The 21,490-nt window shown below is 38.1% G+C and carries 21 protein-coding genes; 19 read left to right on the top strand and 2 right to left on the bottom strand.

Going from position 1 to position 21,490, the window contains the following annotated elements:
- The first annotated feature begins 3 nt into the window (after positions 1–3).
- The 8 genes from IGM13_RS12875 to IGM13_RS12840 all read left to right on the top strand — a co-directional run bounded on the left by IGM13_RS12875 (position 4) and on the right by IGM13_RS12840 (position 7,757).
- Positions 4–804 (top strand): WxL domain-containing protein, encoded by an 801-nt coding sequence (locus tag IGM13_RS12875; RefSeq protein WP_002383194.1) that lies wholly within the window; start codon positions 4–6, stop codon positions 802–804.
- A complete protein-coding gene (locus tag IGM13_RS12870; protein WP_002383195.1) occupies positions 805–1,563 on the top strand; it encodes a WxL domain-containing protein in 759 nt (252 codons plus the stop codon).
- A 106-nt stretch (positions 1,564–1,669) separates the two neighbouring features.
- Entirely contained in the window at positions 1,670–2,752 is a 1,083-nt protein-coding gene (locus IGM13_RS12865; RefSeq protein ID WP_002372747.1) for a DUF916 and DUF3324 domain-containing protein, read from the top strand.
- Positions 2,753–2,853: 101 nt separating this feature from the next.
- Positions 2,854–3,339, top strand: a complete 486-nt coding sequence (locus tag IGM13_RS12860; protein ID WP_002354843.1) for a hypothetical protein — start codon at positions 2,854–2,856, stop codon at positions 3,337–3,339.
- Positions 3,314–4,795 (top strand): helix-turn-helix domain-containing protein, encoded by a 1,482-nt coding sequence (locus tag IGM13_RS12855; RefSeq protein WP_002416005.1) that lies wholly within the window; start codon positions 3,314–3,316, stop codon positions 4,793–4,795. Before IGM13_RS12860 ends, IGM13_RS12855 begins: the two co-directional genes overlap by 26 nt.
- A 289-nt stretch (positions 4,796–5,084) precedes the next feature.
- Positions 5,085–5,582, top strand: coding sequence for an RNA polymerase sigma factor (locus tag IGM13_RS12850; RefSeq protein WP_002354845.1), 498 nt, complete (start codon positions 5,085–5,087; stop codon positions 5,580–5,582).
- Positions 5,583–5,606: 24 nt separating this feature from the next.
- A complete protein-coding gene (locus tag IGM13_RS12845) occupies positions 5,607–6,491 on the top strand; it encodes an RsiV family protein (RefSeq protein WP_002365402.1) in 885 nt (294 codons plus the stop codon).
- A 129-nt stretch (positions 6,492–6,620) separates the two neighbouring features.
- The gene (locus IGM13_RS12840) at positions 6,621–7,757 is read left to right on the top strand and encodes an ArgE/DapE family deacylase (protein WP_033591618.1); all 1,137 of its coding nucleotides are present in this window, start codon (positions 6,621–6,623) and stop codon (positions 7,755–7,757) included.
- A 52-nt stretch (positions 7,758–7,809) separates the two neighbouring features.
- Here the strand turns inward: IGM13_RS12840 and IGM13_RS12835 are convergent, their stop codons facing one another.
- A complete protein-coding gene (locus IGM13_RS12835; RefSeq protein ID WP_002367471.1) occupies positions 7,810–8,601 on the bottom strand; it encodes a hypothetical protein in 792 nt (263 codons plus the stop codon).
- Between the two features lie 163 nt (positions 8,602–8,764).
- Here IGM13_RS12835 and IGM13_RS12830 point away from each other — a divergent pair, with 163 nt between their 5' ends.
- From IGM13_RS12830 to IGM13_RS12820, 3 genes are all read left to right on the top strand, one after another.
- Positions 8,765–9,148, top strand: a complete 384-nt coding sequence (locus IGM13_RS12830) for a YccF domain-containing protein (RefSeq protein WP_002358999.1) — start codon at positions 8,765–8,767, stop codon at positions 9,146–9,148.
- Between the two features lie 88 nt (positions 9,149–9,236).
- Positions 9,237–9,662, top strand: coding sequence for an Rrf2 family transcriptional regulator (locus IGM13_RS12825; protein ID WP_002383201.1), 426 nt, complete (start codon positions 9,237–9,239; stop codon positions 9,660–9,662).
- Positions 9,663–9,720: 58 nt separating this feature from the next.
- A complete protein-coding gene (locus IGM13_RS12820; RefSeq protein WP_016614229.1) occupies positions 9,721–10,350 on the top strand; it encodes an NAD(P)-dependent oxidoreductase in 630 nt (209 codons plus the stop codon).
- A 78-nt stretch (positions 10,351–10,428) separates the two neighbouring features.
- On the opposite strand, the gene IGM13_RS12815 is transcribed toward IGM13_RS12820, so the two are convergent.
- A complete protein-coding gene (locus tag IGM13_RS12815) occupies positions 10,429–11,634 on the bottom strand; it encodes a hypothetical protein (RefSeq protein WP_002383203.1) in 1,206 nt (401 codons plus the stop codon).
- A 191-nt stretch (positions 11,635–11,825) separates the two neighbouring features.
- On the opposite strand from IGM13_RS12815, the gene IGM13_RS12810 reads away from it, so the two are divergent.
- The 8 genes from IGM13_RS12810 (at position 11,826) to rny (ending at position 21,481) form a co-directional block, all read left to right on the top strand.
- Positions 11,826–13,070 carry a competence/damage-inducible protein A gene (locus IGM13_RS12810; protein ID WP_010715478.1) on the top strand — a complete coding sequence of 415 codons (1,245 nt, stop codon included), beginning with the start codon at positions 11,826–11,828 and terminating at the stop codon, positions 13,068–13,070.
- 113 nt (positions 13,071–13,183) lie between these two features.
- On the top strand, positions 13,184–14,230 hold the full coding sequence (gene recA / locus IGM13_RS12805) for a recombinase RecA (protein ID WP_002354860.1): 1,047 nt from the start codon (positions 13,184–13,186) through the stop codon (positions 14,228–14,230).
- A 159-nt stretch (positions 14,231–14,389) separates the two neighbouring features.
- Positions 14,390–14,695 carry a PTS sugar transporter subunit IIB gene (locus IGM13_RS12800; RefSeq protein WP_048945184.1) on the top strand — a complete coding sequence of 102 codons (306 nt, stop codon included), beginning with the start codon at positions 14,390–14,392 and terminating at the stop codon, positions 14,693–14,695.
- Positions 14,696–14,699: 4 nt separating this feature from the next.
- Entirely contained in the window at positions 14,700–15,950 is a 1,251-nt protein-coding gene (locus IGM13_RS12795; protein WP_002383206.1) for a PTS sugar transporter subunit IIC, read from the top strand.
- 19 nt (positions 15,951–15,969) lie between these two features.
- Complete coding sequence (locus IGM13_RS12790; protein WP_002359005.1) at positions 15,970–16,311, top strand: PTS lactose/cellobiose transporter subunit IIA; 342 nt, start codon at positions 15,970–15,972, stop codon at positions 16,309–16,311.
- On the top strand, positions 16,293–17,756 hold the full coding sequence (locus IGM13_RS12785; RefSeq protein WP_218776098.1) for a glycoside hydrolase family 1 protein: 1,464 nt from the start codon (positions 16,293–16,295) through the stop codon (positions 17,754–17,756). The genes IGM13_RS12790 and IGM13_RS12785 overlap by 19 nt, the downstream gene beginning before the upstream one ends.
- Before the next feature lie 68 nt (positions 17,757–17,824).
- Complete coding sequence (locus IGM13_RS12780) at positions 17,825–19,729, top strand: BglG family transcription antiterminator (protein WP_002383208.1); 1,905 nt, start codon at positions 17,825–17,827, stop codon at positions 19,727–19,729.
- Positions 19,730–19,924: 195 nt separating this feature from the next.
- On the top strand, positions 19,925–21,481 hold the full coding sequence (rny, locus tag IGM13_RS12775) for a ribonuclease Y (RefSeq protein WP_002354863.1): 1,557 nt from the start codon (positions 19,925–19,927) through the stop codon (positions 21,479–21,481).
- The last annotated feature ends 9 nt before the right edge of the window (positions 21,482–21,490 follow it).

The following is a 21,490-nucleotide window of genomic DNA, read 5'->3' as shown; positions in this document are numbered from 1 at the left end:
TAAATGAAAAAAACAGTCGTCTACTCCTTGTTATTCGGAACAATGTTGCTTGGCGCCACTGTTCCTGCTGAAGCGGCGACGGTCGTTTTTGATAGCGAACAGTCGATTGTTTTTACCCCAAGCACAGATGGGACGGATCCAGTAAATCCAGAAAATCCTGATCCAGAAAAACCAGTTCGACCAGTCGATCCAACGAATCCTGATGGACCTAATCCAGGTACCCCTGGGCCGCTTTCCATCGATTATGCCTCAAGTTTGGATTTTGGGAGTAATGAAATATCGAATAAGGATCAAACGTATTTTGCCAGAGCGCAAACCTATAAAAATCCAGATGGTTCAGCAAGTGAATTGGCAACTGCTAATTATGTGCAAGTAAGTGATTTACGGGGAACCAATGCTGGCTGGGTTTTAAAAGTGAAACAAAATGGTCAATTTCGTAATGCAGAAACATTACACAAAGAATTAACAGGCGCCACCGTTGCCTTTGCTGAGCCCAGTGTGCGCTCAAATGCGACGGACGTATTGCCGCCAACTGCTACCGCAAACATTCAATTGGATGCTGCAGGCGCAGAAACTGTTGTCATGCAAGCCCCAGAAAAGACCGGCGCCGGAACGTGGATCACGCTGTGGGGGCAAGCAGAAAAAGTGACCGAAAAAAATCAACAAGGACAGCAAGTAAATGCCACAATCACACGGGCAATCTCACTAACTGTTCCCGGGAAAACCCCTAAGGATGCAGTACAATATAAAACAACATTGACTTGGCTACTTTCAGATGTACCAGTAAATAATGGAGGGAAATAAATGAAAAAGACAAAAGTAATGACATTGATGGCAACCACAACTTTAGGCGCACTAGCACTTGTACCAATGAGTGCATTAGCAGTCGACGGTGGTGAATACCAAACAAACGGAGCGATTCAATTTGCACCAAATACGAACCCAACGAATCCAGTTGATCCGACGAATCCAGATCCGGATAAACCAATTACGCCAGTTGATCCAACTGATCCGACAGGGCCTAAGCCAGGGACAGCAGGTCCGTTATCCATTGACTATGCATCTAGTTTATCTTTTGGGGAACAAACGATTACCTCAAAAAATATGACCTACTATGCAGAAACACAAAAATACAAAGATAACGCTGGTGCCGACCAAGAAGGCCCAAACTTTGTTCAAGTCTCAGATAATCGTGGGACTGAGACAGGTTGGACGTTAAAAGTAAAACAAAATGGTCAATTCAAAACTGAAGCCAATCAAGAACTAACAGCGGCCAAAGTAACTTTAAGCAACGGACGCGTGGTTTCGGCTTCACAATCTGCAAAACCAACGACAGCGCCAGCTACGATTGAATTAAACCCAACTGGGGCTGAATCAGTGGTCATGGCTGCTGGCGATAAAGAAGGTGCGGGTACGTACTTAATGAGCTGGGGCGATAGTGTAGATGCCGCTAAAACAAGTATTTCATTAGAAGTACCTGGTTCAACCACAAAATATGCGAAAAAATACACGACAACTTTTACTTGGACTTTGACAGATACACCTGCTAACACAGGAAACTAAGAACGACAGCATACACGCAAGATCGGGATATAAGTCAAAAATTTTTTGGCTTATCTTTCGGTCTTTTGGTGCTTATAATACAACAAAGAATGACAGACATAGGAGAATGAATATGAACAGATGGAAAGTATATGCAACGGTAATCGCTTGTATGTTATTTGGCTGGATTGGCGTGGAGGCGCACGCTTCTGAATTTAATTTTGCGGTCACACCAACAATTCCCGAAAATCAAGTGGATAAATCAAAAACCTACTTTGACTTAAAAATGGCACCTGGTGCCAAACAAACCGTAGAAATACAGTTACGTAATGATACAGATGAAGACATTACCATTGAAAATACAGTGAACTCAGCGACAACGAATTTAAATGGCGTAGTAGAATATGGCCAAAACGGGATCAAACCTGACAAAACTTTACGCTTTAACTTAAAAGATTATGTGGAAGCACCGAAAGAAATCATCTTGCCGAAGCATTCCCAAAAGACCTTACCTTTAACCATCACGATGCCTAAAGATTCTTTTGATGGCGTGATGGCTGGCGGCATAACACTCAAAGAGAAAAAGAAAGAAACCACGACTTCTGCGGACCAATCAAAAGGGTTAGCTATTAATAATGAATACTCCTATGTTGTGGCCATTATTCTTCAGCAAAATGAGACAAAGGTTCAACCAGATTTAAAATTACTGGGGGTTAAACCAGGCCAAGTCAACGCGCGAAACGTCATCAATGTTTCTTTACAAAACCCACAAGCGGCCTATTTAAACCAATTACATTTAATCAACACTGTTTCAAAAGGAGGCGAAACGCTTTACCAATCCGATACTGAGGATATGCAAGTGGCGCCAAACTCTAACTTTAGTTACCCAATTTCTTTAAAAGGAGAACGATTAACGCCAGGGAAATATGTCTTGAAATCAACGGCCTATGGTGTAAAAGATGAAAAGGGCACCTATCAAGTCAAAGGTGCCAATGGTGAAGAACGGTACCTGTACAAATGGGAATTTACAAAAGAATTTACTATTTCTGGGGACGTTGCTAAAGAATTAAATGAAAAAGACGTAACCATTAAAGGAACCAATTGGTGGTTGTATCTACTGATTGCATTCATCATTCTAGCGCTGCTCTTATTGATTTTCTTCTTGTATCGTAAAAAGAAAAAAGAGGAAGAACAACAATCTGAGCAATAAAAAGAGCTATCTATTGACAAAAAGGGTTTTCCTTGTAAAAGTAAAGGTACTTTTACAAGGAATTGCTTCCCATAAAGTAGAGGTAGAGAGAGTGAGAAGCCATGAGAAAAAAGTATCTTTTTTTATTTAGTTCTTTGCTAATTTTTACGGCTGTCGAAATAGAACCAATTCAAACATTGGCGACACCTATTTATAATCCCTTAGAACCAACGGAAGAAATTCAACCAAAACCAGAATCAATCACCCCTCAGGAAAAGTCAGAACCGGAACAACCTGCGCCAACCCCTCCGGAAGATCAAAAAACAACGGTTCCTTCTGAAGAAAAAAAGCCTTCACCCAAGAAAAAAGACAAACCTGTGGAGAAACCGGCAATGTCAAAAGAAAAAAAGAAACAAACAAAAGAAACAACGGCTCATCCCCTACAAGTGAATAAAGATTTTGTCTTTCCTAACGGACTTGGTGCAGGCGGCGATGAAGAATCTGAAAGCTATTTAGCAGCGGTTGGGTACTTTCTTTCAGGAAATGGATTGTATGGGAAAAAAATGGATGTGAGAGAAGTCTATGATATTGATGATGTTTTTAAATAAAGTGGATAAAAGAAAAATCGCCTTATTTCAGTTACTGGAAAATGCACCGATGTTAACAGAGTCAAAAGAAACCGTAATGCAGGAGTTAGAATTATCTGAATTTATCGTGAACAAAACGGTCGCTGAATTAAATGCCGATTTTATTGAATTTGGTTTATCAGAGGATTTTCAAATTGTGAGCGATGGTATTTTCTTAACGCTTAATGAATCAGGAACGGAAACTTCCGCTACTTTGATTGATTGCTATATTAAAGAGTCGTTACGTTTTGCTATGTTTCAAGATTTCTTTTTTCAGCGTTTTGATTCTGTAAATGAGTTTGCTTTAGAACACTTTGTTAGTCACACATTGGCTTATAAGGAGTTCAAGGAATTAAAGAAAATGCTGGAAAATTATCAAATTACAATTAATAAAGAATTTCACTTAGTGGGAAATGAAACCAATTTACGCGAAGTAACAACACTGGTTTTTTTACAATTATACCAACGTGATTTTTCATTGTACGGTAAAAAAGTTTTAGAGCAGATTCGGAACTTTGAGCTATTTTTTTCTGAGAAGGTTCATCTTAATCAGCGTGCGGGCTATGCACAAGCTAAATGTTTTCATTTTTTGGCGGTTTCTTTAGTACGAACGCAGCAACAATTTTATGTAGAGAAAAAAGTAGATTCGCAGGTGTTAAAACAATTAGCCGGTGACAATCAGCAGAATGTTTTCAATTGGTTAGAGAGTCTTCAAATCCCAGAACCACAACGAACAAACGAAGGCAATTATTTACTCTTATTTTTAATTGCTGAAGAGTGGCTTCAAGTAGCTTCAGCAGCACTTTGCCAAAGATTTGCAGAAATTCAACAATTGAATCGTGACTTGTTAAGTTATTTAAAATTACAATTTCAGCTTTCCGAGGAAGTCCTGCGAGGTTTTGAACAAAAAGTAACAATCGTTCATTTTAAATTGTTCCATTTTCCAATAGAAGCAAACTATAGTTATCGCAAAATGGATATAACCTACTTTGCAGAAACGTATACAGAGTATTTTTCTGCTAGTCGACAATTTATTCAAGAACAAAAAACGAATCCCGTTGTTTGGGATGCCAGACAGTTTTTATTTTATCGGTATCTGTTGTTAATGGTGGATGCGTTACCATTGAAAAAAGTTTTGGCTCCGATTACATTGTGTGTCGACTTTTCCTTTGGTGAAGCCTATAATCGTATGATACAAAAAAATATTGAAAAAATTACGGAATGGAATATCATTTTCAAAGCACATGTAGATGAAAGTGTACAATTAATTTTATCGGATATTCATTTTGTCGATTGGCCTGAGATTACCCAAATTATTTGGCTAGCACCACCACGTCCTGTTGATTGGTCGCATTTTATTAAAACGCTGAGTGCACTAAGACCGCACTCGGGAGAAGAAAACAAGGTCGGGACAGCACCGCTTAGCTCCGAGAAATAAGAAGAAATTTCCGGAAATTGTTCTTTAATTTTTGGAGACCAAGTAGGTATTGTTCATCATCGAATCACTACGTTCTTCGTGATTCTCAACAATTTCGGCTTATTTCCGAAGGAGCTGGTTCTGTTCCCGCCGTTTATCAGATTTTGAGCGTGAAGCAAAAATCCAAAATGATTTTTGTACCACGCTTTTTCTTTTAGAATATAAAAATTAAAAATAATAAAAAAGTTGAAACTTTTTATGCTTGTGATTCGTCTATATAAGTGTACAGGAAAGGAGGTTCCAGAAATCGATGGTTTTCGATGGTTGGAAAAGAAAAAAACAAATTCGCGCGTTAGAAACGCTTGTAGATACCAAGTATGAAAAAATGTATCGCATTGCCTTTAACTATACACATTCGAAAGAAGATGCCTTGGATGTGATTCAAGAAAGCTTTGAAAAGGCACTGAAGGCCATCCAAAAAGGACCCGATATTAAGGATTTTGAAGCGTGGTTCTTTCGAATTCTGCTTTCTGTAGCGACAGATTATTGGCGTAAAAAGAAACGAGAAGCTGTTCATATTGAAAAAGATGAACATGTGTTAGCCCTTTTAAATAATCCCCAACGCAGTTTTTTAGAAATTGAAGAAATTATTAATCAATTAGATAGTCCCAATCGTGAAATTATTCTATTAAAATTTTTTGAAGGATTTACGCTAAAAGAAATCGCCTTGATCCTGGATATTAACGAAAATACGATTAAAACGAAGATGTACCGCAGTTTGAATGAACTCCGAAGTCTATTGAATTAGTAAAAGAAAGGAAGCGAAAAAATAATGGAAGATTTTGTAAAAAGCGTTGTTAAAAACTTTTCAAAAGAATACCGCCAACAACCGTTACCAACGGATCTACAAGCGGAAGTCAAAGCGCGTTTTCATAAAGAGAAAAAGCGGTACACCTGGCTTCGTTTTAGAAACCGCTCACTGCAAAGTAGTCTAGTAGTAGCTTGTGGCTTTGTCTTATCAGTCAATTTGTTTCCAGGTTTTAGTGAAGCAGCCCGCAACATCCCTGTGTTAGATAAAATTGTTCAATTAGTCACCATCAAAACGTTGACAGCGAAAAAACAGGAAAGTGAAGTAAACATCGATGTCCCTAAAATCCAAACATCCCAAGAATCTTCAGTAGCTGACACGCTCAACAAAAAATACTTGAAAGAAGCCCAAACAGAATTTCAACAAGTCAAAGGGCAATTGTTTGATGGTTCTCGTGTTTCAGTCACTGGAGATTATGAAAAAGTCGTGGACGACCGTCGCTTCCTAGTGGTCAAACGAACCTTCACAGAAATTAAAGGCAGCTCTGCGACGACAACGAAATATGACACCATCGACAAACGAGCCAATGTTGTCGTTTCACTCCCCTTAATTTTTAAAAATGATTTTTACATTGATGTCATTAGTAGTGAAATTAAACAACAAATAGCAGACCAAATGAAGAACGATAGCAATAAAATATACTGGTCCGAAAAAGAGGATGCCCCCAGTGATGTTCAACCCTTCAAAAAAATTAAAAAGGACCAACCTTTCTATATCAATGAAAAACACCAATTAGTGATTGTGTTTCCTCAAGGAGAAATTGCGCCTTACTATATGGGCACCCCTGAATTTGTGATCCCTAATCAAGTCATTGAGAATGAATTGGCAGCGCCTAATTATTTAAAATAAACTCAGCAAAAAACACGCGACATTTCTTAAAACTGTCGCGTGTTTTTTGCTGACCTAACCAAGTCAGTTGCGGTTTTACTGAGAGAAGCGTACACTAGAATTAAGCATAACAAGAAAGGGCGAATGGCAATGGAAAAATCAGAAAAAATTAGTATTTTACAAGATGTGGTTAAAATTAAATCTGTAAATGGAAACGAAGAAGAAGTGGCAATCTATTTACAAAATCTTTTGAAAAAATATGAGATCCCTTCTGAACTTGTTTCTTATGCACCAAATCGTAGTAGTTTGGTTGCTTATTTAGGTGAAAACCGAGAAAAAGTCTTAGGGTTTAGTGGCCACATGGACGTGGTTTCTGAAGGGGACGAAAGTCAATGGACTTTCCCGCCATTTGCGGCCCATATTGAAGGAAATAAATTGTATGGACGTGGCGCAACAGACATGAAAAGCGGCTTAGTCGCAATGGTTTTAGCAATGATTGAATTAAAAGAAAAGAAAGTCCCATTAAATGGAGCGGTTAAATTTTTAGGTACAGTCGGCGAAGAAGTAGGCGAACTAGGAGCCGAACAATTAACTGAAAAAGGCTATGCGGATGATTTAAGTGCCTTAGTCATTGGAGAACCAACCAATTATAACTTGATGTATGCGCACATGGGTTCAATTAACTATTCTGTTGTGTCACACGGAAAAGAAGCCCACAGTTCCATGCCAGAAGAAGGCATTAATGCGATTAATAATTTGAACGAATTTATTACAGAAGCGAACCAACAAATGGCGGAAGTCACAGCAAACTATGAAAATCCTGAATTGGGTCGAACGATTCACAATGTAACCGTCATTAAAGGTGGTACACAAGTGAACAGTATTCCAGGTCAAGCTACCTTGCAAGGGAATATCCGTTCAATTCCAGAATTCAGCAACGACCAAGTTATTGCGTTATTACAAAAAATTGTTGATGAATTGAACAAAAAAGAAAAACATCAGTTAGAATTAACGATTGATTACAATAAAATTCCTGTAAAAGCTGAGAAAGATTCTGCGTTAATTCAAGCCATTCAAGCCCAATTTGACCAACCGTTGCCATTGATAACAGCAGCAGGAACCACAGATTTAGCTGAATTCACTAAATCAAAAAATAAATTTGATTGCGTTGTCTTTGGACCGGGCGTTCCAACTTTGCCACACCAAATCGACGAATATGTCGAAATTGATAATTATTTAGATATGATTGATAAGTATCAAGCGATAGCAAAAAGTTATTTAAATTAAAAAAATGTCACGTCTGAATCGTAAAGTTCAGGCGTGACATTTTTTATAAGGGTTATTCCACCACAGTCCATTCATTTAAGGTTTTGCCGTTCTCATCAACTAGCTCTAACCAGCTGTTTGTTCCAGCAAAATAGAGAAACAAGCCGACTTCATTAACGCTTTTTAAGACGATATCTTCCGTTGTGACAAAGTCTTTAAATTGGCCCTTGCGTTCATCACGAAGTTTTTCACCAAATCTGGCGGAGAAACCGACAGAGCCGTCTTTATTTAAAGGGGCTTCTGGCATCATTGTCGCGCCAGCTTTAATAAGCATTTCATTGCGCTTTTGCCAAAAAACAGTTGCTTTGCTTTGTCGAGTATCAATATAAAAAGGAATTTGGCTAACTTCTTTTGTCCATTTGTGGCGTGCTTTGGCTGGTCTGGCTTTTTTCGGCGCCGGTTTTTTAAACAGAGAGTAGCCAAAACGTTCCAAGATAAAGGTGACCGTTTCTTTATAGTTAGTCACTGTCGCTACCGCACTTTTCGGAATTTTGACTGTCGTTGGGGTTGCTTCCAATGTTAAACCACTTTCTTTCGCATCATCTAGGAAAGCTTGCGCTAAATAGGCAAGTTCTGTGTCCCAAGTCGGTTTCAACAAAATCGAGTGATCAAAAGAAACTTCTTTATATGTAGCTTTTTCTTCAGCAAGTCCTAAAGCAACTAGTTGGTTATCTCTTAGCAAGAAAAGAATCGCTGCCTCTTTTTTCGGTAATTTAGTTGTTTGTTCAATGATTAAGTGGGCCTGATCGGCTAAGTCAATGAGTGTCTTTGTTTTTTTTAGATCAACGGTTAAATGTAAGTCCATGAAGTCTGCTCCTTTATCGTTAGTTTCTTCATTGTATCATGAAACAGTGTCTTCGTCTTTTAACGAGTCAGCAACCTTACAATATTGTTTGAAACAAAAAGAAGCTTTCATGATATACTTACTCACATGCATAATTTTTAATGAGGAAAGTAGAGGAACAAGAATGAAAACACTTGGCAATATTTTATGGTTTATCTTTGGCGGCTTTTTTGGTGGCTTATCTTGGCTATTCGCAGGCGTGATTTGGTGTATTACAATTATCGGTATTCCGATTGGTTTACAATGCTTCAAATTAGCGGGGTTGAGCTTTTGGCCGTTTAAAAAGCGAGTCGTGTATAGTGATAGCGGCGTATCTTTGGTGGTAAACATTATTTGGCTGATTATCAGTGGACTACCATTAGCAATTGGGCATTGTATTAGTGGCTTGTTGCTTTGTCTGACAATCATCGGTATTCCGTTTGGGCAACAGTCCTTTAAATTGGCGAAATTAGCATTAATGCCGTTTGGGGCCCGTGTGGTTTCAACAAATGATTTTTATTTTGAATAGTCAGAGGTTTCTCATTGACAAATAAAACGAAACAGCGTATTCTGTAAATGTAACAAATAACGTTACATTTAGTTTGGAGTGATTAGACATGGCCATGTCAACGAAATTAAGTGTTGCGATTCATATTTTAAGTTTGATTGAAACAGGTCCTCAAGAACAAGTGACTTCTGAATACATTGCTTCGAGCGTGAATACGAATCCAGTCGTTGTTCGACGACTAATGAGTCAGTTAAAAAAAGCCGGCTTGATTCATTCCATGCGTGGAGCCAATAAAAATACCTTATTAAAGAAACCAGAAGAGATCTCACTGTATGAAATTTATACAGCGGTTGAATTGGAACGAGAGATTTTCAATATTCATCAAAATCCTAATCCAAACTGTTCCGTTGGGGCAAATATCCAATCGGTACTAGAAACTGAATTTACTAAAGTGCAACAAAAAATGGAAGAAGAATTGAAAAGCATCACCTTAGCAGATGTGATTCATGAAATAGAAGTTAAGAGAGATAAGTAATCTCTCTACTTTTAAAGTGTCAAATGTAACTATTTTAGTTCTATTTAAAAATGAAAGGATGATTTACATGAAAGTAGCAGTATTAGGAGCAACAGGAAAAGAAGGACAATTACTTTTAGCAGAAGCTAAACGTCGCGGGATGGACGTGACAGCCATCGTTCGTAATGCCTCAAAAATAACAGATGGCACACCGACCATTGAAAAAGATGTTTATCAATTAACAACAGAAGATATTCAAGCGTTTGATGTATTAATTAGTGCCTTAGGATTCCCTAATGTGCAAGATTTCCCCAAATCTACCCAGCATTTGATTGAGATTTTAACCAATCAAAAAACGCGCTTGTTTGTCGTTGGGGGCGCTGGAACCTTATATGTGGACCCAGAACACACAACTCAATTAAAAGATACCCCATCATTCCCAGCAGAGATTCAGCCATTAGCTTCGGCGATGGGCGAAGCTTTAAATTTATTGAAAGAAGCTCAAAACATCCACTGGACCTATATTAGTCCTGCAGCCATGTTTGATGCTGAAGGTCCTGCGACAGGTCATTATGAAGTCGCTGGCGAAGAATTAACAACCAATAGCCAAGGTGACAGCTACATTAGTTACGCAGATTACGCCGTTGCCATGTTAGATGAAGTGGAAAGTAATGCACACCCAAATCAACGAATCAGTGTGTATCAATAAAAGAAACAAGAAAATGGGGCATCCGTTGTTTTAACGGAGGCCCCATTTTTCTTGTTTGATTAATTATTGCTAATGTATTTACTGTTTGGGTGCTCGGTATCCTGCTGCTTCTGCTTCTTCAACAGTAGAGAACCAAGCTACTGGATTCGTAGTTTTATTATAATATCTACTTCCAGGCACATGATAAATTCCATTACGTGACCCTTTAATTAAGGCGTTGCCGCTTGGCGCTTCTGCAGCAGCCGTCTCGACTTCCGCCGGCGCCTGTGCGGCTTGTTGCGTCTCTGCTTCAGCTTGCGCTTTTGCTGCCGCTTCGGCTTGTTCTTTTTGCGCTTTTTCAGCGGCTAGTTTCTGAGCTTCTGCTTCTTTTCGTTGTTTTTCTTTGTGGGTATCTAACTGAGTTTTAACAACGGCTACTCGTTTGGTTAAAGCTTGATTTGGGGAGTTTAAAGCGTCAATTTGTTTGATCGCTTCATTATAGTAAGCTTCATTAGTTGGTTCTTGTTCAGCTTTTTCAACAGCGGCTGTCGCACTGGCGACTAATTGTTCATTTTTTTCTTTTTCAGCGATAGCAGTTTGAACAGTCGCTAAACGTTGTTGAAAGCCTTCTTTGCCAACTGGGGCAGCAGCTACTAATTTTTCAGCTGCTTGATAATCGCTTTTACTTTTAGATTTTTCAGCAGTTGTAACTGCTTCATCAACAGGTACTGCTTCTTTGATTTTTTCAAGGCGATCATTGTATTCCTCGTATTCTTGACTTAATGAAGATACTAAGGTTGCGGCTTCATCATAGTTTTTCTGAGAAGGTTGTTTTTCAGCGTAAGCTAAGGCTTTTTCTGTTTTGGCCAATTCTTGCTCAGAATCTGTGATGCTCGCAATAAATTCTTTTGACGGTGTGACTTCGACTGATTTTTCAACTTTGGTATCTTTCTTCTCAGCCACAAAGGTGATTTTTTGCGTTTTTTCATCGGACAGTTTTACTTTGTAAGCAAACGTTTTGTCTTTCGTTTTTACTTCCTTGCCATTGGCCGTTAATTTGCTGTTGCCGTCGTATTCGCCTTTGATGGTGGCTGAGCCATTGGCATCGGTTTCAACACTCTCTGCATCAAGTGAAAGCGTTGGGGAAGAATCTGTCGTGGCAACCCCACCAATAAATAGAGCGGCACTTGCTAATGCGGCATAGCCATATTGTTTTTTCGGTTGTTTCTTAATTAATGCTTTGATAGTCAGTCCCCCGCTGACAAGTAACCCTAATAGACCCAAAAGTACTAATACTACACTCATTCATTTCTCTCCTTTCGATATAACGTTATTATACAATGTATTGTGAGAAAATGAACATTTTTTTCGTAATAATTAATAAATTTCCTGATAAAAAAATTATTTCTTGAAGCTCAAATTCTTTTGTAAAAATTTTGTTGTGCTAAAATGGAAAGTGAGTTTAACTACGTATGTTATTAGAGAAGGGGAAATCAATGAAAGCAGAAATCATTGCAGTCGGAACAGAGTTATTACTGGGACAAGTAGTGAATACCAACGCCACCTTTTTATCAGAAGAGTTAGCTGCGCTAGGCATCGATGTTTACTATCAGACCGTTGTTGGCGATAACGGCGGCCGCTTAGAAACGTTACTAACAGAAGCAGAACAAAGAAGTGATTTAATTGTCCTTTGTGGAGGACTAGGACCAACAGAAGACGATTTAACCAAGCAAGTTGTTGCACAACATCTCCATAAATCATTAGTAGAAGATCAAGAAGGATTGAACCGCTTGCACCAGTTTTTCCAACAGTCTAAGCGACCAATGACGGAAAATAATCTACGACAAGTGTTAGCCATTGAAGGTGGACAAGTTCTTCAAAACCCGACAGGATTAGCGGTTGGTTCTTTCGTAACAGAAGGCGCAACAAGCTATTTGCTCTTACCAGGGCCGCCCAATGAATTAATTCCGATGTTCCAACAAGCGGCACGACCTTTATTGATTGATGCGTTTCCACAAGAAGAACAATTGATTTCAAGAGTCTTGCGTTTTTATGGCATTGGTGAATCACAGCTGGTGACCGAGATTCAATCGTTGATTGCGCACCAAACGAATCCAACCATTGCGCCTTATGCTAAGCCTAATGAAGTGACACTTCGTTTAACAGTTAAAACAAAAGACTTAGTAGCTGGCGAAGAATTATTAACAGCGACGGAAGAAAAGATTTTAGCTAAAGTGGGGGACTATTTTTATGGGTATGGGGATGACAATAGTTTAGCCAAGGTAACAGTGGATTTGTTATTACAAAACGGACAAACCGTCACGGCTGCTGAGAGCCTCACCGCTGGCCTATTCCAAAGTACACTGGGGGAAATTGCGGGTGCTTCGAAGATTTTTAAGGGAGGCTTCGTGACGTATTCGCAAGAAACAAAAGAGAACTTTTTAGGAATTTCTCATGAACTTTTAGAAGAGCATGGCACGGTAAGTGAAGCGTGTGCCAAAGAAATGGCAGAGAAAGCGCGTCAGTTAGCTAAATCTAACTATGGTTTATCATTTACTGGGGTCGCTGGTGACCCACTCGAAGGTCAACCGACAGGCACTGTTTGGATTGGGCTGGCGGAAGAAGGCCAACCAACCGTTGCAGAATGTTTCCATTTTAACCGTGACCGAAATTATATTAGACAGAGCGCGGTTATGCGAGGGTTAGATCTTTTGCGACGCCGAATCATTAATAAAAAATAAATATGCGAATGTTTGTTCGGTTTTTTCTTGCTTTTTTGGTACAAAAGAGATATGATAGACCTACTAACAGGAAATGAAAAATAAGTTTATATAAATTAAAGGAGGATTATCCATTGGCAGATGATCGTAAAGTGGCTTTAGATGCCGCACTGAAAAAAATTGAAAAGAACTTTGGGAAAGGTTCTATTATGAAATTAGGCGAAAAAGCTGATCAAAAAATTTCAACTATCCCTAGTGGTTCTTTAGCGTTAGATGTTGCATTGGGCGTAGGTGGGTATCCACGTGGCCGAATTATTGAAGTATATGGTCCTGAGAGTTCAGGTAAAACAACTGTTTCTTTACACGCAATTGCAGAAGTGCAACGAAATGGTGGAACAGCCGCTTTTATCGATGCTGAGCATGCATTGGATCCTCAATATGCGGAGAAACTAGGCGTTAACATTGATGAATTACTTTTATCTCAACCAGATACGGGTGAGCAAGGCTTAGAGATTGCCGATGCCTTAGTTTCAAGTGGTGCGATTGACATTGTTGTCATCGACTCGGTTGCTGCGTTAGTTCCTCGTGCAGAGATTGATGGTGAGATGGGAGCGAGCCATGTCGGCTTACAAGCTCGACTAATGTCTCAAGCACTACGTAAATTATCAGGCTCAATTAATAAGACAAAAACAATTGCTATTTTCATTAACCAAATTCGTGAAAAAGTTGGCGTGATGTTCGGAAATCCTGAAACAACTCCTGGTGGACGTGCATTGAAATTCTACGCAACGGTTCGTCTAGAAGTCCGTCGTGCAGAACAGTTAAAACAAGGAACAGACATCGTCGGTAACCGCACAAAAATTAAAGTCGTTAAAAACAAAGTGGCGCCACCATTTAAAGTGGCAGAAGTTGATATCATGTATGGCCAAGGGATTTCCCAAGAAGGCGAATTACTAGATATGGCTGTGGAAAAAGACCTTATCAGTAAAAGTGGTGCTTGGTATGGCTACAAAGAAGAACGAATTGGCCAAGGCCGTGAAAATGCCAAACAATACATGGCGGATCATCCTGAAATGATGGCAGAAGTGTCTAAATTGGTCCGTGATGCATATGGCATCGGTGACGGTTCAACCATTACAGAAGAAGCAGAAGGTCAAGAAGAACTACCTTTAGATGAATAAATAACGAGTGAATACGACTCGTTAAGAAGAAAGACAACACTTACTGAACAGGACAGGTGTTGTCTTTTTTTGTTTCCTAAGGATAGGAAAAATATTTATTTGTAAGCGAATACAAGTTTTTTCTATAATTAAGACACAAAAAAGAAAGTGGTGGAGAAAATGAAAAATATTTTACTAATTTGTGGTTCGGGTGCATCAAGTGGATTCATGGCTGCAGCGATTAGAAAAGCTGCTAAAAAAAGACAGATTGAAGTGACAGTTAAAGCGACAAGTGAATCTCAACTGGATGAACGTATAAATGAAATTGATTGTTTGTTAATTGGACCACATTTAGCTTATATGTTAAATGATATTCAAGAGCAAATGACTGAGAAAAAAGTGAAGGCTATGATTATTCCACAAGCTATTTATGGAACCTTAGATGGAGAAAAAGCCTTAGACCTAATAATGACAATGGAGGAATGAGTGAATGAAAAAAATTATGGATTTTATGACGAACTCTTTCGCGCCGAAAGTGAATAAAGTAGTTAAAAATCCTTGGATTTCTGCTATACAGGATGCAATTATGGCGGCTCTTCCATTGGTTTTTGTAGGTTCGTTAGTTACAGTGGTCTCTTTGTTAAAAAATCTCTTTCCAAGCATGCCAGATTTTTCAATGATTAGTAATTTTTCTTTTGGAATGTTTGGGTTAATCGTTTCGTTTATGATTCCTTATTATTTGATGGAGAAGAAAGGTCATAGCGGACAAAAATTAATAGCAGGTGCTACTAGCATTGTTTTGTTTATGATGTTGCTCTTTCCAACGTTATCTGAGAAAGGTGAAATTACCTTTATTCTTTCAAGGTTTGGTGCAACAGGGATGTTTTTAGCGATGATTACAGGCCTTTTTGTTAGTCTTGTGATGCATTTGGCTGCCAAAAAATCTTTTTTTGATGAAGATACACCAATTCCCGATTTTGTGGTTGGTTGGTTTAATAGTCTGCTGCCAATTACCTTTATCTTGTTTGTCGGTTGGTTGATCACTATTCAATTTAGGATTGATTTTTTTGATATCGTTATTCTAATTTTCAGTCCATTAGCAAATATTGTGCAATCATATCCGGGGTTTGTTTTATCTGTGTTTATTCCAGTCTTTCTTTATACATTTGGAATCTCTGGTTGGGTGATGATGCCTGTAATCTATCCTGTTTATATGGCTGGTTTAGCTGCAAATGCGGAAGCTGTAGCGAATGGTGGTCATGCAGTGAATATTGCGACACAAGAAACGTGTTACGCTTTTTCATCGATGGGCGGGATTGGTGCAACATTGTCCTTGTCTGTCATGATGGTTTTACTTAGCAAATCTGCACAACTAAAAGCAATTGGCAAAGCCGTGTTGATTCCTTCAATTTTTAATATCAACGAGCCACTAGTTTTCGGTGCGCCAATTGCCTTTAATCCATACTTGATGATTCCTATGTGGATTAATGCACTCGTTGTTCCATCAATTGCCTACGCTACGATGTATTGGGGATTCGTCAATATTCCTACGCAAAGCTTTTTATTATGGTATATGCCATATCCATTTACCTCTTATTTAGCGACACAAGATATTCGAGCGGTTGTTGTTTGCGTGCTTATTTTTGTCATTACATGGCTGGTATTCTTGCCATTTTTCAAAGCATATGATCAATCACTGCTTAAGCAAGAAAAAGAAGTGCAAAAAGAAGTAATTATTTAAGGTTAAAGGAGAGGTTATTATGGAAGAAAATGAGCAGTTAAATCAGTTATCAATGAATATTTTAATTCATGCAGGAAATGCGAGAGACCATCTAGTTCAAGCGTTAGAAAAATTAGAAGAGACTTCGTATGAGCAGGCACAAAAGGAGTTAATAGAGGCACGGAAAGAAGTCGTTTTAGCACATGGCATACAGACAGATACGTTACAATTAGAAGCTTCAGGAGAACAAATTCGTTACTCGACGCTGTTTTGTCATGCACAAGATACCTTAATGACGGCTCAAAGTGAAATTTTAATTGGTGAGCATTTAGTGAAGCTTTTTAAAAAGTTTAGTCAACAATTATGTCAGGAGGAAAAATAATGTTTAAAGATTATCAGATGCCAAAGGATTTTTTATGGGGTGGCGCAATTGCCGCAAATCAAGCAGAAGGAGCGTTTCAAGTAGATTGTAAAGGCATCAGTTTAGCGGATGTACACAAATACTATCCAGATAAAACAAATGCAGAAATCAGCCAAGAACAAATAAAAGGCATGTCTGTAGCAGACATTCAAGCGAATCTAGCAGATACTGATGGCTACTATCCTAAACGTCATGGGATTGATTTTTATCATACTTATCCAGAAGATTTAGCATTGCTTAAAGAATTAGGTTTCAAAACATTCCGAACTTCTATTGATTGGACGCGGATTTTTCCAACAGGGGAAGAAGAAACACCAAACGAAGCGGGCTTGGCTTATTATGATCGATTAATCGACAAAATCATTGAATTAGGGATGGAACCAATCATCACTATTCTACATTATGAAACTCCGATTGAAATTTCATTGAAATATGGTGGTTGGAACAATCGAAAAGTTATTGATTTATTTGTAAAATATGGCAAAGTCCTTTTGGAACGTTACAAAGAAAAAGTAAAATATTGGATTGTCATTAATCAAATTAATCTGATTCAATTTGAACCGTTTAACTCAACAGCAATTCCTTATGATACAGTGGATAATTATGAAGAAGCAAGTTTTCAAGCGATTCACCATCAGTTTATCGCAAGTGCACAATTAGTTGCGTACGCTAAAAAAATTAATCCTCAAATGCAAATGGGAACAATGGTTGCCTACTGTACTGTCTACCCTTTTTCGTGTAAGCCAGATGACGTCATTTTAGCCATGAAGCGAAATCGAATGGAATACTTTTATACAGATGTTCAATTTCGTGGTGAGTACCCGCAATATGCGTTGAACTATTTTGAAGAACACGGAATTGAGATAGATATTACACTTGAAGATCAACAAATGCTAAAAGAAAATACGATGGATTATTTAGCAATTTCTTATTATTATTCACAGATGGTTGATTCAGAAAAAAATTCAATGAATCCAGCATCTGTCACGCCAAATCCAACACTGAAAGTCAATCCTTGGGGCTGGGCAGTAGACCCTCAGGGATTATACAACTCACTTTCTCAATATTGGGATCGTTATGGGAAACCGATAATTATAGCGGAAAATGGGTTTGGTATGTATGATAAAGTGACAGATGGTCAAATCCATGATGATTATCGAATTTCTTATTTATCTGAACACATCCAACAAATGAAAAAAGCCATGTATGATGGCGTAGATGTGATTGCTTATTGTGCTTGGGGACCGATTGATATCATTAGTTGTTCTTCAGCGCAAATGGAAAAACGATATGGGTTTGTTTATGTTGATTTAGATAATGAAGGGAAGGGAACAGGAAAACGTATGAAAAAAGATAGCTTTACTTGGTATCAAAAAGTGATTGCAACCAATGGTGAAGAAATCTAGATTAATTGAAGAAGTTGATTATTGTTTTAATAAAAAGCAATCGTCTTCTTCTTTTCTTTTAAAGGGATGTGGGAAGGTTGGAAAGTAAGCAAAGAGAGATAATACTTTTTTTAGAAAGTCAGCAACATCATTGGGTGACAGCCAAAGAGTTAGCAGAATTTTGTGGTTGTACAACAAGAACGATTCGCAACCGTGTCGCAAAAATCAATGAAGCCTACCCAGAAGCTATTTTGTCTAGTCAACGGGGCTATCGTAGAAATGATCAAATTTCGATTTTACAGGAAACGCCCAGTAAGGAACGAAAAGCTAGAATTTTTCTTGAACTATTAAAACATTCCTCTGAAGGAGTGAACCTGTACGATTTAGCTGATTGTTTATACATTTCTGAATCAACCGCCAAAAATGACCTTCAACAATTAAAAGAAGAGTTAGCAAATCAACAAACAACGATTTGTTTTAAAGGAGCGAATATTTGGTTAACAGGAACAGAACGCGCTAAACGGCAATACATGGTTTCATTATTATATGCAGAAAGTGATTTTCAAGAAAAATTGACCCGTAGTGTACGGGAAATGATTGGCTATATTTCGTTAGAAGAGTTAGAGGAAATGATTCAACAAACTTTTTTTAATTATGAAAGAAGGTTAAACCAGTATGTCTTGAACAATATTGTTTTACATTATGCGATTAGCATTGAGCGTATCCGACAAGGCCACACCTTGTTAACGAAACCAAAATTAGCAGAAAATCACTCAGAAGAATATCAAATGGCCAAAGAAATTGCCCTACGTTTAGAAGAAACTTACGACATTCTATTCTCGAAAGAAGAGTTAGCGCAACTTTCGTTATTATTTGTAGGAATTCAAAAAGAACACACAGTGAATAGTGAAAAAACACAATTACAACAGATTGTGAATCCGAAAATTATTGAAGTGTTAGAAGAAGTTTTACAAAAGGTTGAGCAAATCTATTTTATTCAATTGAAAAACAAAGAGTTTTTCAATAAATTAGCAATTCATTTACAGGGACTATATGATCGTTCAAATGTTGAAGCTTTTACAAGGAATAGTCGTTTATGGGACTTAAAGACAGGCTATCCTTTGATTTATGACATTTCTGTTTACATTTCCTCCTTTATTCAAGAACGTTTAAATATTTGGTTTACAGAAGATGAGATTTCTTTTATCGCTTTACATCTTGGCTCATTTTTGGAAAGTCAGCGAACAGAACAGCAACCATTTCTCCTTTTACTAGTGGTGGAAGATTATCATAATATGCGTGAAGTGCTTCAGAAAAAACTTCAAGAACATTTTGGGAACCAAATAAATATAAAAGTCGTTCGTCAGACCAATATTGATCAGAAAAAATTTGATTTGCTAGTCACTACTAATCGTAGGTTAGCCACAAAATATGAAGGAGCAATCTTTATTCATCCCTTTATTACAACAAAAGAACTGCGGAAAATTGAAAATCGAATGTATCTTTTAAAAGGACAAAAGCGAAAGCGGCAGATGGAGATAAGAACAGATCAGTTCATTGCTAAGGAGTTATATTTTAGCCAGATTGATCCAGCAGATTTAACCCCTGAAATGTTACTTGATCAAATGATTCAACGAATGAGAATACAAAAATATTGTTCGAGTGATTTTAAAAAAAGTGTGAAAAAACGAGAACAGCTTTCTCCAACAAGTTTTCCATCAGGTATCGCTGTCCCCCATGCTATTGATCGGACAGCAGAGAAAAGTGGTATTTCAATCATGACCTTACAAGAGCCGATTCGGTGGGCCAATTATGAGGTGAAGTTGGTGGCTTTAGTAGCAATTCGTCAAGAAGACGCACCAATCTTTGATGACTTTTTTGAAAAATTTATTGAAATCATGTCCGAACCCATCCACATCAAGCAGCTTAGTCAAACGGCAGACTATGCGGCGTTTGTTCTAAAATTTAAACAATTCGTGACGGCGGAAACCTAAAAATGTGACGTTGTCTAATATTTGCTGCCCTTTCCAAAAGAAAGGGCTTTTTTAAGTTGACACCTTTCGCGACAAACATTAGAATAAAATTGTGTGTATGCACAAATATGCAAGTAGGCATATTGATAATTGATTTTAGTTTATCAAAAAACTACAAGATATGAATTAACAAAAAGATAGTATGGAGGTGGAAATATGGTTTTAAATATTCTCCTCGCTATCGTCGGTTTGATTGTCGGTCTTGGTTTAGGATTTGTTATTGCAAAGTCACGTCATGATAAAGCAATAAATGGTGCAAAAATTTCAGCGTCCAGTATTCTCGAGAACGCTCGGAAAGAATCAGAAACACTGAAAAAAGAAGCATTGCTAGAAGCTAAGGAAGAGAACCAGAAGTATCGTTCAGAAATTGAAAGTGAGTTGAAAGAAAGCAGATTAGAACTTAAATCTCAAGAAAATCGTTTAATTCAACGGGAACAAACGTTGGATCGTAAAGATGACTCTCTTGAAAAACGTGAAGGCTCACTGGAAGAAAAAGAAGAGAAACTTGGTGCTAGACAGCAATTAATTGATGAGCGAGAAAAAGAAGTAGAAAACTTAATTAATCAGCAACATCAAGAATTAGAACGAATTGCTTCCCTTTCAAAAGAAGAAGCAAAATCGATTATTATGAAGTCAACAGAAGAAGAGTTGAATCATGAACTAACCTTGATGGTCAAGGAGTCAGAACAACGTGCCAAAGAAGAATCTGATCGCAAAGCGAAGAACTTGCTTTCCCTAGCAATTCAACGTTGCGCCGCTGATTCTGTTTCTGAAACAACTGTTTCCGTGGTCACTTTACCAAATGATGAGATGAAAGGTCGCATTATTGGTCGTGAAGGACGTAATATTCGTACATTGGAAACATTAACAGGGATTGACTTAATCATTGATGATACGCCAGAAGCGGTTGTGTTATCCGGATTTGATCCAATCAGACGAGAAATCGCTCGAATGACCTTGGAAAAATTAATCCAAGATGGTCGGATTCATCCCGCTCGTATCGAAGAAATGGTAGAAAAATCACGTAAAGAAATGGATGAACGGATTCGTGAATACGGAGAACAAGCAGCCTTTGAAGTAGGTGCTCATACGTTACATCCTGATTTAATTAAAATTTTAGGCCGTTTACGTTTCAGAACAAGTTATGGTCAAAATGTCTTGAACCACTCAATCGAAGTAGCAAAACTGGCTGGCGTTTTAGCCGCCGAATTAGGCGAAGATGTTCAATTAGCCAAACGTGCAGGTTTACTACATGATATTGGGAAAGCATTAGATCATGAAATTGAAGGTTCTCACGTTGAGATTGGCGCAGAATTAGCTGCGAAATATAAAGAAAATTCAGTAGTTATTAATGCCATTGCCTCGCATCATGGTGATGTGGAAGCAACCTCAGTTATTTCTGTTTTAGTGGCAGCCGCAGATGCGTTATCTGCAGCCCGTCCAGGTGCACGTAGTGAATCGTTAGAAAACTACATTCGCCGCTTAGAAAACTTAGAAAATATTTCTAATAGTTTTGAAGGCGTGGATTCAAGTTTTGCTGTTCAAGCAGGACGTGAAGTTCGTGTCATGGTGAAACCAGAAGAAATTTCTGATTTAGAATCTGTTCGTTTAGTTCGAGACATTCGGAAGAAAATTGAAGATGACTTGGATTATCCAGGACATATCAAAGTAACGGTTATCCGTGAAACACGTGCCGTTGACTATGCGAAATAAAATAAAAAG

The sequence above is a fragment of the Enterococcus sp. DIV0561 genome (genome assembly GCF_050539875.1).
GTDB lineage: Bacteria > Bacillota > Bacilli > Lactobacillales > Enterococcaceae > Enterococcus > Enterococcus faecalis.
The sequence above is the reverse complement of the archived record's forward strand: the minus strand, read 5'-3'. Positions and strand labels throughout refer to the sequence as shown.

What these genes read in the sequence shown, in the direction of transcription:
- IGM13_RS12875 (WP_002383194.1), top strand. Translation starts at nt 4, where the DNA reads ATGAAAAAAACAGTCGTCTACTCCTTGTTATTCGGAACAATGTTGCTT.
- IGM13_RS12870 (WP_002383195.1), top strand. Translation starts at nt 805, where the DNA reads ATGAAAAAGACAAAAGTAATGACATTGATGGCAACCACAACTTTAGGC.
- IGM13_RS12865 (WP_002372747.1), top strand. Translation starts at nt 1,670, where the DNA reads ATGAATATGAACAGATGGAAAGTATATGCAACGGTAATCGCTTGTATG.
- IGM13_RS12860 (WP_002354843.1), top strand. Translation starts at nt 2,854, where the DNA reads ATGAGAAAAAAGTATCTTTTTTTATTTAGTTCTTTGCTAATTTTTACG.
- IGM13_RS12855 (WP_002416005.1), top strand. Translation starts at nt 3,314, where the DNA reads ATGATATTGATGATGTTTTTAAATAAAGTGGATAAAAGAAAAATCGCC.
- IGM13_RS12850 (WP_002354845.1), top strand. Translation starts at nt 5,085, where the DNA reads ATGGTTTTCGATGGTTGGAAAAGAAAAAAACAAATTCGCGCGTTAGAA.
- IGM13_RS12845 (WP_002365402.1), top strand. Translation starts at nt 5,607, where the DNA reads ATGGAAGATTTTGTAAAAAGCGTTGTTAAAAACTTTTCAAAAGAATAC.
- IGM13_RS12840 (WP_033591618.1), top strand. Translation starts at nt 6,621, where the DNA reads ATGGAAAAATCAGAAAAAATTAGTATTTTACAAGATGTGGTTAAAATT.
- IGM13_RS12835 (WP_002367471.1), bottom strand. Translation starts at nt 8,601, where the DNA reads ATGGACTTACATTTAACCGTTGATCTAAAAAAAACAAAGACACTCATT.
- IGM13_RS12830 (WP_002358999.1), top strand. Translation starts at nt 8,765, where the DNA reads ATGAAAACACTTGGCAATATTTTATGGTTTATCTTTGGCGGCTTTTTT.
- IGM13_RS12825 (WP_002383201.1), top strand. Translation starts at nt 9,237, where the DNA reads ATGGCCATGTCAACGAAATTAAGTGTTGCGATTCATATTTTAAGTTTG.
- IGM13_RS12820 (WP_016614229.1), top strand. Translation starts at nt 9,721, where the DNA reads ATGATTTACATGAAAGTAGCAGTATTAGGAGCAACAGGAAAAGAAGGA.
- IGM13_RS12815 (WP_002383203.1), bottom strand. Translation starts at nt 11,634, where the DNA reads ATGAGTGTAGTATTAGTACTTTTGGGTCTATTAGGGTTACTTGTCAGC.
- IGM13_RS12810 (WP_010715478.1), top strand. Translation starts at nt 11,826, where the DNA reads ATGAAAGCAGAAATCATTGCAGTCGGAACAGAGTTATTACTGGGACAA.
- IGM13_RS12800 (WP_048945184.1), top strand. Translation starts at nt 14,390, where the DNA reads ATGAAAAATATTTTACTAATTTGTGGTTCGGGTGCATCAAGTGGATTC.
- IGM13_RS12795 (WP_002383206.1), top strand. Translation starts at nt 14,700, where the DNA reads ATGAAAAAAATTATGGATTTTATGACGAACTCTTTCGCGCCGAAAGTG.
- IGM13_RS12790 (WP_002359005.1), top strand. Translation starts at nt 15,970, where the DNA reads ATGGAAGAAAATGAGCAGTTAAATCAGTTATCAATGAATATTTTAATT.
- IGM13_RS12785 (WP_218776098.1), top strand. Translation starts at nt 16,293, where the DNA reads ATGTCAGGAGGAAAAATAATGTTTAAAGATTATCAGATGCCAAAGGAT.
- rny (WP_002354863.1), top strand. Translation starts at nt 19,925, where the DNA reads ATGGTTTTAAATATTCTCCTCGCTATCGTCGGTTTGATTGTCGGTCTT.